General features: G+C 73.2%; 13 protein-coding genes. 4 read left to right on the top strand and 9 right to left on the bottom strand.

Annotation, left to right across the window (positions count from 1 at the left end):
* Window positions 1–67: 67 nt before the first annotated feature.
* The 5 genes from ABD978_RS32150 to ABD978_RS32130 all read right to left on the bottom strand — a co-directional run bounded on the left by ABD978_RS32150 (window position 68) and on the right by ABD978_RS32130 (window position 5,362).
* The gene (locus tag ABD978_RS32150; RefSeq protein WP_345363189.1) at window positions 68–841 is read right to left on the bottom strand and encodes an IclR family transcriptional regulator; all 774 of its coding nucleotides are present in this window, start codon (window positions 839–841) and stop codon (window positions 68–70) included.
* Window positions 838–2,148, bottom strand: coding sequence for a cytochrome P450 (locus tag ABD978_RS32145; RefSeq protein ID WP_345363188.1), 1,311 nt, complete (start codon window positions 2,146–2,148; stop codon window positions 838–840). The genes ABD978_RS32150 and ABD978_RS32145 overlap by 4 nt, the downstream gene beginning before the upstream one ends.
* Before the next feature lie 75 nt (window positions 2,149–2,223).
* Entirely contained in the window at window positions 2,224–2,988 is a 765-nt protein-coding gene (locus tag ABD978_RS32140; protein WP_345363186.1) for an alpha/beta fold hydrolase, read from the bottom strand.
* A complete protein-coding gene (locus ABD978_RS32135; protein WP_345363184.1) occupies window positions 2,934–3,548 on the bottom strand; it encodes an ATP-binding protein in 615 nt (204 codons plus the stop codon). The genes ABD978_RS32140 and ABD978_RS32135 overlap by 55 nt, the downstream gene beginning before the upstream one ends.
* Window positions 3,549–3,958: 410 nt before the next feature.
* The gene (locus tag ABD978_RS32130; protein ID WP_345363182.1) at window positions 3,959–5,362 is read right to left on the bottom strand and encodes an FG-GAP and VCBS repeat-containing protein; all 1,404 of its coding nucleotides are present in this window, start codon (window positions 5,360–5,362) and stop codon (window positions 3,959–3,961) included.
* A gap of 145 nt (window positions 5,363–5,507) precedes the next feature.
* Between ABD978_RS32130 and ABD978_RS32125 the strand changes: the two genes are divergently transcribed.
* Entirely contained in the window at window positions 5,508–6,299 is a 792-nt protein-coding gene (locus ABD978_RS32125; protein ID WP_345363180.1) for a 3-hydroxybutyrate dehydrogenase, read from the top strand.
* 56 nt (window positions 6,300–6,355) lie between these two features.
* Here the strand turns inward: ABD978_RS32125 and ABD978_RS32120 are convergent, their stop codons facing one another.
* Window positions 6,356–7,138, bottom strand: coding sequence for a polysaccharide deacetylase family protein (locus tag ABD978_RS32120; protein WP_345363178.1), 783 nt, complete (start codon window positions 7,136–7,138; stop codon window positions 6,356–6,358).
* A gap of 346 nt (window positions 7,139–7,484) precedes the next feature.
* Here ABD978_RS32120 and ABD978_RS32115 point away from each other — a divergent pair, with 346 nt between their 5' ends.
* The 3 genes from ABD978_RS32115 to ABD978_RS32105 all read left to right on the top strand — a co-directional run bounded on the left by ABD978_RS32115 (window position 7,485) and on the right by ABD978_RS32105 (window position 10,377).
* Window positions 7,485–8,690 (top strand): MFS transporter, encoded by a 1,206-nt coding sequence (locus tag ABD978_RS32115; RefSeq protein ID WP_345363176.1) that lies wholly within the window; start codon window positions 7,485–7,487, stop codon window positions 8,688–8,690.
* Between the two features lie 131 nt (window positions 8,691–8,821).
* Window positions 8,822–9,694, top strand: coding sequence for an SDR family NAD(P)-dependent oxidoreductase (locus tag ABD978_RS32110; RefSeq protein WP_345363174.1), 873 nt, complete (start codon window positions 8,822–8,824; stop codon window positions 9,692–9,694).
* Window positions 9,695–9,825: 131 nt separating this feature from the next.
* A complete protein-coding gene (locus ABD978_RS32105) occupies window positions 9,826–10,377 on the top strand; it encodes a carboxymuconolactone decarboxylase family protein (RefSeq protein ID WP_345363172.1) in 552 nt (183 codons plus the stop codon).
* 188 nt (window positions 10,378–10,565) lie between these two features.
* Here the strand turns inward: ABD978_RS32105 and crcB (ABD978_RS32100) are convergent, their stop codons facing one another.
* The 3 genes from crcB (ABD978_RS32100) to ABD978_RS32090 form a co-directional block, all read right to left on the bottom strand.
* Complete coding sequence (gene crcB, locus ABD978_RS32100; RefSeq protein ID WP_345363170.1) at window positions 10,566–10,928, bottom strand: fluoride efflux transporter CrcB; 363 nt, start codon at window positions 10,926–10,928, stop codon at window positions 10,566–10,568.
* On the bottom strand, window positions 10,925–11,497 hold the full coding sequence (gene crcB, locus ABD978_RS32095) for a fluoride efflux transporter CrcB (protein WP_345363168.1): 573 nt from the start codon (window positions 11,495–11,497) through the stop codon (window positions 10,925–10,927). Before crcB (ABD978_RS32095) ends, crcB (ABD978_RS32100) begins: the two co-directional genes overlap by 4 nt.
* Window positions 11,498–11,624: 127 nt before the next feature.
* Window positions 11,625–13,454: an ATP-binding cassette domain-containing protein gene (locus ABD978_RS32090; RefSeq protein WP_345363166.1), complete on the bottom strand. Its 1,830-nt coding sequence runs from the start codon at window positions 13,452–13,454 to the stop codon at window positions 11,625–11,627.
* Window positions 13,455–13,698 lie beyond the last annotated feature (244 nt).

The raw sequence follows: 13,698 nt of genomic DNA, 5'->3' as shown, positions 1-13,698 counted from the left end.
CCGGTCGTGCCCTCATCCGGGCACAGGTCGGAGAGGCAGAGCAGGCGCGATGCCCGGGATCCGACGGTCAGAGCAGGCGGGCGATCTCGTTCGCCGCGGTGAGGACGCGCGGCGCGATCGAGGACTCGTCCTGCACTCCGATCTTCACCACGCCGATGCTCGCCTGGGCGGGCCGCCCCCTCGTGACGATCGGCGCGGCGACGCCCCAAGCGCCGGACTGCAGCTCGCCGGCGGTGACCGCGTAGCCGGCCCGGCGGGACTCGTCCACGATCGGCCGTTCGTCCGGATGAGGCGGCCGGCCGGCGAGGATGGCGATTCCCGGCGCGCCACGGTCCACGGCGTGCCGCTTGCCCGCCCGGTACGCCACATGGAAGTCGGAGTCCCGCGGCTCGGCGACGGCCAGCACGACGACCTCCTCCTCGTCGTCCAGGACGCTGATGAACGCCGTCGCGCGGCAGTCGTCGGCCAGCGATTGGAGTGCTCCCTCGGCGGCGGCGCGCAGCCGGTGCTGTACGGCGGCGCCGAGTTCGACGATGCCGAGCCCCAGCGTGAAGCGCGTTCCGCTCCGGAAGACGAGGCGGTGGTTGCGCAGCGCGGTCAGGTGCCGGGCCACGGCGTTGCGGTGCACGTCCGCGGCGCGGGCGAGCTCGCTGATCGTCATGCCGTCGGGATGGTCCCGGAGGATCTCCAGGAGCCGCAGGCCGGTGTCGATGGTCTTCGACCCGGTGGCCGGGGACGGCTGCGGCTCCGTGCCGGGGTACGCCGACCCGGCGTCGGGGGAGGCCGGCGTATCGGTGTGCGGGCGGCCGGGCGGCACCGAGCGGTGCGGTCGGTCGGTCATCGCGCGTCGCTCCGTCGTACGGGCGTGTAGCGGACGGGCAGGTGCTTGATCCCGGCGATGAAGTTCGACACCAGCCGCACGGGCGGCCCGGCGGGCTCCAGGTCCGGCAGCCGCCAGAGGAACTCGCGGTAGAAGGTCCGCAGTTGCAGGCGGGCGAAGTGCGCGCCGAGGCACACGTGCGGGCCGTCGCCGAACGCCACGTGGTCGCCCGCCCGCCGGGCGACGTCGAACCGCTCCGGATCGGCGAACGCCCGCTCGTCGCGGTTGGCGGAGGCATGGAACACGACGACCTTGTCCCCGGCGGCGATCGGGCGTCCCGCGAGCACGGTGTCCCGAACGGCGGTGCGGCGGAAGCTGAGGACGGGCGGATGCCAGCGCAGCATCTCGTCGATCGCCGAGTCGAGCAGTTCCGGCTGATCGAGGAGCCGCCGGTGCTGGTCCGGGTGGTCGAGGAGCGCCATGACCCCGCCCGGCAGGCCGGACCGTACGGTGTCGTTGCCGGCGATCACCAGGAGAAAGAAGAACATCGAGAGTTCGGGATCGCTGAGGCGCCGGCCGTCGACCTCGGCGGTCGCCAGCGCGGTCATCAAGTCGTCCGAGGGATCCCGGCGCTTGGCGTCGGCGAGCGTGTGCGCGTACTCGAACATGTCGGCCAGCATCGCGGGCGACCGGGGGTTCACCGGCCTGCCGTCCGGGCCGCGGGCGGCCTCGGCGTGGTCCGGGTCCTGGTAGCCGATCACCCGGTTGGTCCAGCCCAGGATCCGGTCGCGGTCCTCTTCGGGGATCCCGAGCAGGTCGGCGAGGTTCTGGATGGGGTAGTCGTCGGTGACGTCGACCGGCAGGTCGCACTCGCCGCGTTCGGCGATGTCGTCGACGAGCCGGCGCGCCCGGCGCTCGATGTCGGTCGCGAACCGTTCGACCCGGCGGGGCGTGAACACCTTGGACACGATCCGCCGCAGCCGGCCGTGCTCCGGCGGGTCGAGGTTCAGCATCATGCGGCGGATGAACGGCAGGTCGGCCGGGTCCGGGTCGCGGATCTGCGTCGCCCCGATCCACGAGCTGTACTCGGTGGGACCGCGCAGCACGCGGACGACGTCGGCGTGGCGGGTCACGGCCCAGAATCCCGGACCGGCCGGCCAGCCGCCGACCTCGTACTCCTCCTGCCAGTGCACCGGGTCCTCGTCCCGGAGCCGGCGGTAGGTCTCGTGCGGGACACCCCGCCCGTAGACGTTCGGGTCGAACACGTCGAGATCCGCGGCGGGGTTCGCCGGGACGGCGGTGGTGTCTCGTTCTTCGGCCGGCAACATGTCCCCTTGGATCCTCGGACGGCTGGAACGTTCCGGGCGGCCGGTGGACCGGTGGATCGGTGGCCCGGAGGGCGCTCAGGCGGCCAGGAAGCCCTCGATCTCGGCCACCAGCGCGAGCGGCGTCTCGTCCGTCGCGTAGTGGCCGGCGTCCTGGAACGTCGTCAGTCGCGCGTTGGGATACCACTCCAGCCACGTTCCCCGCATGACGTCGGCGGACAGCGCCGGGTCGTGCGCGCCCGCGATGACGAGTACCGGCGTGGTGTCGCCCACCACCTCCTCGTGGAAGTCGGTACGGGCCCAGGCGTCCAGGTAGGCGCGGAACGCCGGGACCGTGGAGACGCGCAGCGAGTGGTCCACCATCTCGTCGAGCCAGGCGCCCGGGAGACGGCCGCCCGTCGTGAAGTCGATGATCGCCCGGCGGTTCCCGGCCTCGTCCGCCGCGCCGGAGAACAGCGCCCAGCCCTGCTCGTCGAACGGGACGCCGGAGGCGGGGACCGGCGAGACGCCGACCATCCTGCGGACCCGCCCGGGCGCGTCCAGCATCACCCGCTGCATCGCCGTCCCGCCCATCGAGTGCCCGACCAGCGAGAACTCGTCCCAGCCGAGCTTGTCGGCCAGCGTGATGACGTCGCCGGCGATCTCCGCGAGGGTGTAGTCGCCGGTGATGTCCCGGGCCTCTCCGTAGCCGCGGTAGTCCGGGAACGCGTACGTGAACGCCTCCCCGTTCAGGTACGGCCGGATCTTGGCGAAGGCGTCGCGATCGCCGAACCAGCCGTGCAGCGCGATCACCCGATGCGGTCCGGTGCCGCAGAGGGCATGGGGAAGGGCGACGGGAGACATACCGGGTCCTGTTCTGTCGATGGCGGTACGGACGGGTCGGGCGAGACAGACGGCTCGGGCACGACGGGCGGTTCGGGCGCGACGGCGACGATGAGCTCCGGGCGCCGGGCGGTCGACCGGCCGGCGCGGGCGGGGTACTTCATCCCGAACCAGACGTACTTGCCGCCGTGGTACCGGACGAAGCCCCACTGGTCGGCCTGGGCGTCGACCAGGAACAGGCCGCGGCCGCACTCGGCGACGAAGTCGGGCGTCCGCCGCACGGGCAGGGTCGGGTCCCGGTCGCAGACGGTGAGCCAGACCATGCCGTAGGCGACCCGGACGTTGACCCGGATCTCCTGGTCGCCCGCGGGGCCCGGGTTCGCGTGCTGGACGGCGTTGGTCACCAGCTCGCTGGTCAGCTCCGCGACCGTCGCCCGGTCGTCCGCGGGCAGCGCGAGGTCCCACGAGTCCAGCATGGCCGCGACCCAGCGCCGCGCGATGGAGGGCGCGAGGCGCGAGCCCGGGAGATCGCACCATCCGGACAGGCGGCGTCCGTTCCCGGGATCGGACGTGGCCGCCACGGCGTCGTTCCCCGGGGCGCCGGAAGATCGCTGCTCCCGTGAATCGGACAAGAACTCGCGCTCCAGCCTGTGGTGCCCGAATAGTGGGCGTGGTGGGCAAAATTTGGGCGTACGTCCCGGAGCATTGAGCGTCGAGGGCCTGATGTCAACGGAAACGTCGGAATACCCGGGAATTCGTTGGCGGCGTAGGCCCGCGCCGCGAACCGGTCCGGGTGCCGTTCCCCTCGCGGAACGACGCCGCCCCCGTACGACACGGACGGTCGTACGGGGGCGGCGTCGTCGATCGGATCAGCGGAGCGGGCCGGCGGCGCGTGGTTCCGACCGGGGCGGCCCGCGGTTCTCGCCGGGGGACGGTGGCCGGTTCGGCGCGAGGGGACCGCGCGTCCCGCGCGGCATGGGAACCGGCGGTCTCAGGGCAGCAGGACGCGGCCCAGCTGCGCGTGGCGCTTCGCGACGCCCAGGTCCGCCGGGGTGAGGGTGCGCAGGCTTGTGGTGGTGAGTCCGGTCCGGGAGCCGCGCAGCACCCAGAGGCCGCCCTCCTGGCCGTTCTCGCCGGGGGCGCCGGCGGTCAGGTCGGCCCGGCCGTCGCCCGACAGGTCTTCCAGCGAGAGCCCGCCGCCGAAGGCGTCGGCGGTCTCCGCGACACCCGGTACATGCGCGGTGTTCGGGTCGAAGATCTGGGCGCCCTTGGCGGTGAGGCCGCCGGCCGCGCCGCGCAGGATCGTGACCGCGCCGGCGTCCGCCACCCGGCCGACGTCCTCGCCGGGCGCGCCGACCGCGACGTCGGCCCGCCGGTCCCCGTCGACGTCGCCGACGGCGAGCACCGTGCCCCAGCCGTCGCGCGGCTCGGAGACGCCGGGAACGCCGGCGGTGTCCTGGGTGAACTTCTTCGGCGAGCCCGGCCCCGACGCGGTGCCGAGGAAGACGAGGATCCCCTCCGGCGGGTCGGAGCGGTCGCCGTCGCCCCCGCCGGTGGCGGCGACCAGGTCCGCCCGGCCGTCGCCGTTGACGTCTCCGGCGACCGCCACCGGCCCGATGCCCGAGCCCACCGCGGTGGGCTCGCCGAGACCGGCGGGCGACCCGCGCCGGAGCTCGGCGCGTCTCTCGACCTGCTCGCCGTCGATCGAGCTGCGCACCAGTACGACCAGGTCGGTGTACCCGTCGCCGGTGAAGTCGCCCGCGACCGGGTTGATGGCGTCGACCTCGTCGCCCTTCGTCTGGACGGGGTAGGCGGTCGCGGTGACGGGCTGGTCGCGGACGTCGCGGAACAGGACGAGGGCGTTCGTGTCGCCCGTCACCGAGGACGCCAGGTCGGTGCCGCCGTCATGGTCGAAGTCCCCGACGGCCAGGTGCGGGGAGATCCACGCGCCCGGGCCCGACAGCGCGGTCGTGCGGCTGGTGAGTCCCTTCGCGCCGCCGTAGACGATGACGATCCGCCACGGCCGCCCGACCGTCACGGCGAGATCGGCGTACCCGTCGCGGTCGAAGTCGGCGGAGGCGACCGCGCCGCCGAACGCGTTGTAGGCGGCGGGCGCGCCGGGGATCCCCGGGCTGTCCTGGGTGAGGGTCTGGCGGCGGGCCTTGTCCGGCCCCGACGCGCCGCCGTAGACGACGGTGACGAAACCGGCCTCCTCCTCGCCGGCCACCGTGCCGCCGGGGCTCGCCACCACCAGGTCGCGTCGGCCGTCGCCGTTGAAGTCGCCCGCCTTCGCCGGATGCGCCGAGGCGTGGGCCGGCGCGGCGACCGCCCCGGCGAGCCCGAAAGCGGTCACGACCACCGCGGCCCCCGCCACGGCGGCACTGTGCGTCCTCACGATGGGTCCCCTTCCTCGCGGATGTTCACTCGGAGGACGCCGCAAGATCGCCGAGGGTTTACCCCCTCCGGACCGGCCGCGTGACCCCTGGATTGCGCGGATAGGGTCGTGTCCGCACGGAGTGTTCCCGATTGAGGAGGAATGCGTGGTTCCGCCGAACACCTCGCAGCCGTCCCCGCAGTCGCCCGCCGGCCTGGACCTGTCCGGTCGCCGGGCCCTGGTGACCGGCGCGGCCGGCGGTATCGGCCTGGCGTGCGCCCGGCGGCTGGCGGCCGCCGGAGCCGAGGTCGTCATCGTCGACCTGCGCGAGGAGGAGGCCAAGGCCGTCGCCGAGGAGATCGGCGGCCGGGCGGTCGCGGCGGACCTGTCCGACGCCGCGGCGGTCGAGGGCATCGACTGTGACGTGGACATCCTGGTCAACAACGCCGGGCTGCAGCATGTCGCCCCGGTCACCGAGTTCCCCCCGGACGTCTTCGCGCGCATCCAGCGGATCATGGTGGAGGCGCCGTTCCGCCTCGCCCGCCGGGCACTGCCCGGAATGTACGACCGCGGCTGGGGGCGGATCGTCGGGATCTCCTCCGTGCACGGCCGGATCGCCTCGCCGTACAAGGTCGCCTACGTCGCCGCCAAGCACGCCCTGGAGGGGATGACCAAGGTCATCGCGCTCGAGGCCGCCGAGCACGGGGTGACCGCGAACTGCGTCAGCCCGGCGTACGTGCGCACCCCGCTCGTCGAGCATCAGATCGCCGACCAGGCGGCCGCGCACGGAATGGAGCCCGACCGGGTCGTCGACGAGGTCATGCTGGCCCGGGCCGCGATCCGGCGGCTGATCGAGCCGGAGGACGTCGCCGAGATGGTCGCCTACCTCTGCTCGCCGCACGCCTCGATGATCACCGGGGCGTCCCTCACCATGGACGGCGGCTGGACCGCGCACTGACGGCCGACGGCGCCCGCGCGCGGTCGCGCGGGCGCCGATCGGGTCACATCGAGGGCTTACATGGGCGGGGCCGGGCCCGCGGTGGGCGATCCGAGGAAGGGCGGGTAGCGGTCGCCGGGCACGAGGTTGCCGCCGTAAAGCTCGGAGACCGTCACGAAGGCGTAGCCCTGTTTGGTCAGAGCGTCCAGAATGCCGGGTACGGCGTCCACGCTGGTCGGCCGGATGTCATGCATGATCACAATGTGGCCCGGCTTCGCGCCGGCGAGGACGCGTTTCGTCACCACGGCCGTGTTGCGGTCCTTCCAGTCCACCGTGTCGACGGTCCACAGGATCTGCGCCAGCCCCATCTGTTTCGCGATCTCATTGACCTGCTTGTCCGAGTATCCATAGGTCGGTCGCATCACCGTCGGCGCCGTGCCGGTCACCTGCAGGATCGCCTCCTGGGTGCGGATGAGCTCATCCTCGACCTTCGCCCGCGGGGCTCCGGTCAGCTTGGCGTGGTCGAAGGTGTGGTTGCCGATCTGGTGCCCCTCGGTGGCCTCCCGCTTCAGGATGTCCTGGTTGTTCGCCACCTGCTGGCCGAGGACGAAGAAGGTCGCGTGCGCGCCGCGCGCCTTGAGGATGTCGAGGAGCTTGGCGGTTCCGGTGACCGGTCCGTCGTCGAAGGTGAGCGCGATGCACTTGCGCACATGACAGTCGACCTTCGCCGGGGCCGCGGGCCGCGCCTTCGCGGCCCGGTGGGCGGACCGGTTCTCGTGCGACGGTGAGCCGGCGAGGAGGAACACTCCCGCGCCCACCGCACCGCCCACCAGTACGGCCGCGCCGAGGGCGGCAGGCATGATCCAACGCCGTTGTAGAAATCCACTTTTTTCATTTTCATGGCTTTTATCGTTTTCGTCGTTCGTCACCTTTTGCCCCAGACTGAGCGACTTTTGGTCATGCGCAGGGTTCGGGGGGCGGCTAAGAACGGTCCGGAATATCGAGCCGAACAGCGGAGACCGCGATGGCCACCCCCGTCGCGATACCTATACCCGCGAAATCGAGCCGCCCGAACTCGCGATGACGAACGCTGTCAGAAAAGACGGGCGACGTGGGCGACCGGCGGCGTGAGGCGCCGGAAATCCGGTTCCCGGCTGTCGGTGCCCGCTGGCATACTGCCAGCGGAGGTAAGTGATCACTGTGACTGTGGAACCTTACAGGCGGGTGCTGGCCATCCCCGGTGTCCGGATGCTGCTGCTCGTCGGGCTGGTCGCCCGGATTCCGGTCGTCGCCTGCGGGCTGACGCTGACCCTGCACGTGGTCGGCGGTCTGGGGCGCGGCTTCATGCAGGCGGGCCTGGTCGGGGCGGCCTCGACCGCAGGAGTGGCGGTCGGAGCCCCGATCGCCGGACGCTTCGTGGACCGACGTGGCCTCCGGCCGGTCCTGGTGGTCACCACGCTCGCTCAGCTTCTCTTCTGGACCGTCGCGCCGTTCCTGCCGTACTGGCCGCTGCTCGTGGGCGCCTTCGTGAGCGGGGTCCTGGCACTGCCGGTCTTCACCGTCATCCGCCAGTGCCTCGCGGCCGCCGTCCCGGCCGAGCACCGCCGCAGCGCCTACGCCCTGGACTCGATGCTGGTCGAGGTGGCCTACATGACCGGCCCGGCGCTCGCCGTGGCCGGCACGACCGCGCTCGGCAGCTCCTGGACCATGGCACTCATCGGGCTCGGACTGGTCGGGTCCGGCACGGCGCTGCTGGCGCTCGACCCGCCCATCCACGTCGGCGCCGAGTCGGAGACCGCCGGAGCCACGGTGCGCCGCCGCCAGTGGCTGACGCCCGCGCTCTTCGCCCTGCTCGGCGTGACGTCCGCCGCCACCTTCGTGCTCGCCGGGACCGAGCTCGGCCTGGTCGCGGTGCTCAAGGCCGACTCCGCGACCAGGTGGACCGGCCTGGTGCTCGCGTTCTGGGGCATCGCCTCGCTGGTCGGGGGATTCGTGTACGGCGCGCTGCCCCGAGGTTTCTCCCCGCTCGTCATCGTCGGCGCCATGGCCGCCCTCACCGCTCCGATGGGCCTGGCGGGCCACTGGGAGTGGCTCTGTCTCGCACTGCTCCCGGCGGGGATGCTGTGCGCCCCGGCGATCTCCGCCTCGATCGACACCCTCAGCCGGTGGGTGCCCGCCGCGGCCCGCGGCGAGGCGACGGGGCTGCACGGCACCGCGATGACGCTGGGACTGGCCGTCGCCGGACCCGTCACGGGCGTCGTCATCGACGACTTCGGCCCCCGCTGGGCGTTCGCCCTCTCCGGCGCCGCGGGTCTCCTCGTCGTCCTGCTCGCCACCCCGATGTGGCGGCGCGCCGCCCGGCCGGCGGCACCGCGGACGACGGCGGTCGAGCCGGTCGCCGACGCCGCTTGACGCGCTCCCCGGTCCTGGCGAGGCCGGGGTCAGGTCCACGTCGCGTCACGCGGTGCCGCCGTCCCATAGTGGTCGCCGCCCGCCGCCGGACCCGGGTTCCGCGAGCGGCGGAGCCGGTGTATAGCTGATCCATGCGACGACCGAACGACCCGGCGGCGCTGCGCGGGCGCCGCGTGCTGGTCACCGGAGCCGCGCGCGGCATCGGCGCGGCCCTGGTCCGCCGCCTGCACGCCCGGGGTGCTCGGGTGGCCCTGGCGGGTCTAGAGCCGGACGGCCTCGCGGCCGTCGCCCGGGACTGCGGCGACGCGCCATGGCGGACGTGCGACGTGACCGACCGCGGCCGTGTCGAGCGGGTCGTGACGGAGCTGGCCGACGAGCTGGGCGGCCTGGACGTCGTCGTGGCCAACGCCGGGGTCGCCTGCCAGTGGCCGGTCCTCGGCGGCGACCCGCGCATCCTGGAGACGACGATGCGCGTGAACGTCTTCGGCACCTATCACACGCTGCGCGCGGCGGGCCCGTACATCGCCCACCCGGGCGGCTACGCGCTGACCGTCGCCTCGCTCGCCGCCGCCGTCCACGCCCCGCTGCTCGGGGCCTACAGTGCGTCGAAGGCCGCCGTCGAGGCGCTCGGCGACACGCTCCGTCTCGAGCTGCGGCACACGGGAGCGCGGGTCGGCGTCGCGTACTTCGCCGAACTGGACACCGACATGACGCGCCGCGGGTTCGGCACCCGGGCGGGCGCCGTGCTGCAGGGCCGGCGCGGCGGGTTCACCGGGGTCACGCCGCTCCGGTCCGGGATCGACGCGCTCGAGCGCGGCATCGCGACGCGCGCCCGCCGGGTGCACGCTCCGCGCTGGGTGGGGCCGGTCCTGTACGGGCGGATGGCGGCCCAGCGGGTGGTGGAGACGGCGGTGCGGGCACGGGTGGAACCCGCCCTGCGGATCGCCCTCGAGGAGGAGGACCCGCCGATGACGACGCCGCAGCCCGAGGACCGGGCCGGATGACCGCCGACCGGCCCCCCTCGCGCGCCCGATCGGCGAGCGGGTCCCCGGCCCCGGCGGACGAGCAGCCAGATCCGGCGGGAGAGGGGTTCCCGGCGGGGGAGCGTGAGGGGCCGGCGCGTGGGGTGCCGCGTGTGCCGCCCGGATCACGGCGGGAGCTGGGCACGCCGGCGTGGACGTTCATCCGGCTGGCGGGACGGCGGACCGGAACGCGGGCGCCGGTGCTGTTCCGGGTGCTCGGCCGGCACCGCCGCCTGTTCCGCGGCTGGCTGCACTTCGCCGGCCGGCTGATGCCGGGCGGCGTGCTGCCGCGCCGCGAGACCGAACTGGTCATCCTGCGGGTGGCGCACCTGCGGGACTGCCGCTACGAGTTCGATCACCACGTACGGCTCGGCGCCCGGGCCGGGGTCACCCGCACCGACGTTGCCCGGCTCGTCGAGCGCGGGCCCGAGGACGACGGCTGGTCGCCGCGCGAACGCGCCATCCTGGCGGCGGTGGACGCCCTGCAGGCCGAGCGCGACCTCGACGACGCCGCGTGGGCACGGCTCCGAGAGCACCTCGACGACCGGGAGTGCATCGAGCTGATCATGCTCGTCGGCCATTACGACATGCTGGCGACGGCCATCACCGCGCTGCGGATCCCGCCCGACCCTCCCCGGCGGCGCCGACCCCTCGAGCGGCGCTGACTTCCGGTGGTGCTGCCCCCTCGGGCGGCGCTGACGCCTTGAGCGGCTGGCCTCGAGCGGCTGGCCTCGAGCGGCGCTGACCTCCGGTGGCGCTGATCCCGGGGCTTGCCGGGCCCTGGCCGTCGCGGGCCAAAGAGCGGACGCCGACACGGCCCCGTCGCGGAGCCGGTCGTGTGGCCGCGGACGGCTCAGAGGGCGGCGCCGACCGCGTAGCCGAGGGCGGCGATCGCGGTCCCGAGGATGAGCCCGCCCACGGCGTTCAGGCCGGCCTCGCGGAACGAGCCGTCCTCCAGGAGCCGTACGGTCTCGAATCCGAAGGTGCTGAAGGTCGTCAGCGCTCCGCAGAATCCAGTGCCCAGCAGGGTGACGACGTGCGCCGGCAGGGTGTGGGCGGAGCCGGTGAGCAGACCGAGGATCAAGCAGCCGATGAGGTTCACGGTGAACGTGCCCCAGGGGAAGACGCCGTCCCGTCGGCGCTGGACGTACCGGTCGATCAGGTAGCGGCTCGGCGCTCCGACGGCACCTCCGAGCAGCACGAGCAGGACGGTCACCCGCGCCGTCCTTCCCGGCCCCGGAGCACGGGCAGCCCGGCGATCAGCCGGGCCAGCGTCATCCCGCACCACACGGCGGCGAACCCGCCGAGGAGGCTGCCGAGCGCGTACGCCGCGGCGATCCCCCAGGACCCGTGCGCGGCCAGCGTCCGCAGTTCGACCGCGAAGGTCGAGAACGTGGTGTAGCCGCCCAGGACGCCGACGCCGAAGAACGGCCGTACGTAGCGGTTCGGCGGCCAGACGTCCAGGACGAGGACCATGAGCAGCCCGATCGCGAGGCACCCGCTCAGATTGATCGTGAAGGTCGCCCAGGGGAAGCGGCCGGGGGACACGTGGAGCGCCTGGGAGATCAGGTAGCGGGCGACGCTGCCCAGCCCGCCGCCGAGCGAGATCGCCGCCAGCACGCGCCACTGCCGGTCGCGGCGCCCGGCGCGGACCGCGAAGACGTCGGCGTCCGGTGCGGTCCCGTCGATCGGGCCGGTGTCGGGGTCGACGGGCAGGAGGTCGGGGTCGGCGGGCGGCTCGTCGGTGCGGCGATCCGCCGAGTCCTTGGAGAATCGTGCGGCCACTGCGTCCTTTCGGTCTGTCCCCTACCAGTGTGAGGGATGCGCGCAGCGGTCGCGTCCCGGCCCCATCCTCGTCCGCGCCGGACGCCGGTACGGCCCGGGTCCCGCCGGCCTCGGGGCGGCCGGGGCCTCACACGGGTCTCGCCGACGGTGGCCGCGAGACCGGCTCGTCGAGGTACGCGGCCGCCTGGAGGCGGAAGGACTCGGCGTACAGCCCGTCCGCGGCCATCAGCTCGTCGTGGGTGCCGGTTTCGACGACCCGGCCGCGGCGCAGGACGAGGATCCGGTCCGCGGAGCGGACGCTCGAGAAACGGTGCGAGATCAACACCACCGCCCGTTCGGCGAACAGCTCCCGAATCCGGGCGAACAGGTCGGCCTCCGCCCGGGGGTCCATCGCCGCCGTCGGTTCGTCCAGCACGACCAGCGGCGCCTGCCGGAAGAACGCCCTGGCCAGCGCGATGCGCTGCCACTGCCCGAGCGACAGGTCGGTGCCACCGGTGAACTCCGCGCCGAGCTGCGCGTCGTACCCGCCCGGCAGGTCGGCGACGATCCGCGCCGCCCCGGCGCGGCGCGCGGCCTCCAGCAGCCGGCCCCGGTCTCCGAGGAACGCCGGGTCGCCGAGCGCGATGTTCTCCGCGACGGAGAGCTTGTAGCGCAGATAGTCCTGGAACAGCACGGTGGACAGCGCGCGCAGCTCGGCGGCGGGGGCGGGTCTTCCGTCCACCAGCAGCTCGCCGGAGGCGGGGGAGTACAGGCCGGTCAGCAGCTTCGTCAGCGTGGTCTTGCCCGAGCCGTTCTCCCCGACGAGCGCGACCACCTCGCCGGGGCGCAGGTCGAGGGACACGTCGGCCACTGCGGTCCGGGCGCCGCCGGGGTAGGCGAAGGAGAGGTTCCGGGCGATCAGGACCCCGAACGACCGGCGCGTGGCCACGGGCGGTGCGGGCGGACCGGAGACCTCGGCGGTGAAACGCCGCAACTCCCGCAGGTAGCGCAGCGAATCGCCGGAGCTCCGCAGGACCGAGGTGATCATGATGCCCTGCTGGACGCCGATCAGCAGGCCGCCGAGCGCCGTCAGCGCGGTCGGCGCGTCGACCACGCCGGCGACGGTGGCGACGAGCAGGCCGCCGACCGCCGCCGCCGCCATCACCTGCCCGGCCAGCCGGGCCCGGATCTCCTTCCAGAGGAACCGGTGCCGGAAGGCGACCTCGGCGTTCAGCGTGCGGTCGTAGCAGGCGGCCAGCCGGTCGAAGAAGGCGCGGCTCAGGCCGAACGCGCGAAGCTCCTTCGCCTCATCCCGCCCGGTGAGCAACTGGGTGAGGTAGCCGGCCGTGCGCTGGTTCTCGGTGAGCTGCCGTTGCAGGTCGAAATGGGCGCGCTGCTGGAGCAGCGCGACGCGGATCGACGGGAGGGCCGCGACGAGGAGGAGCGGCAGCAGCCACCAGGCCATGGCGATGAGCGCGATCAGCACCGTCGCCAGCGTCAACGTCGTCCGCGTCACCGTCAGCACGGTGAAGGGGAGATTCGGGGCGTGGATCTGCGCGGCCGTGAGGGCGAGCCGGACTCTGTCGTGGAATCCGGGCCTTTCGAACTCCAGCAGGTCCGTCCGCGCCGTGGCCGAGGTCACCGCCTCCACGGCGTCGCGTTCGATGGCCACGCGGAGGACGGACTGCTGGGTGAGGCCGACGATGTTCACGGTGCTGTTGACGAACGCCAGCGCCATGACGACGACGGCGGAGACGGCGGCCCGGGAGACGTCGGTCCGCCCGTGTCCGGAGCCGAGGAGACCGTCGGCCACGCCGCGCCCGGCGAGGAGCATGCCGCCGACCCCGAGCGCCTGGCCGAGCTGCAGGAGCAGGACGATCATCACCCGCCGGCGATCGGCCCGCCACCCGAGAACCACCCCGAAGGTCAGTAATTGCCGCATCTCGGTAAAGCGCCGCCGCCGACCTTCGATCGTCATATGGTGCCGCCTTTCCGTGCGCCATACCCGCGTCCTGTCGTTCGGCAGTCTGCCATGCCGAGTGGGGAGACATCGAGCGCTGCGAATATGGCAATTCGGGCAATGTGCTCAGCGTCTCGGCATCGGCGTTTTACCTTGGTAAGGTCGGCCTCGTGAGCCCTCCCAGTGAACGATCTATTTATTCTGGAAAGATCGATTTACTGGCGGGCTTGAGTGGGAATTCCATTACATCTGGCGCTGTGGG

Origin of the sequence: Actinoallomurus liliacearum (genome assembly GCF_039542035.1) — a bacterium.
Taxonomy (GTDB): Bacteria; Actinomycetota; Actinomycetes; order Streptosporangiales; family Streptosporangiaceae; genus Actinoallomurus; species Actinoallomurus liliacearum.
The sequence above is the reverse complement of the archived record's forward strand: the minus strand, read 5'-3'. Positions and strand labels throughout refer to the sequence as shown.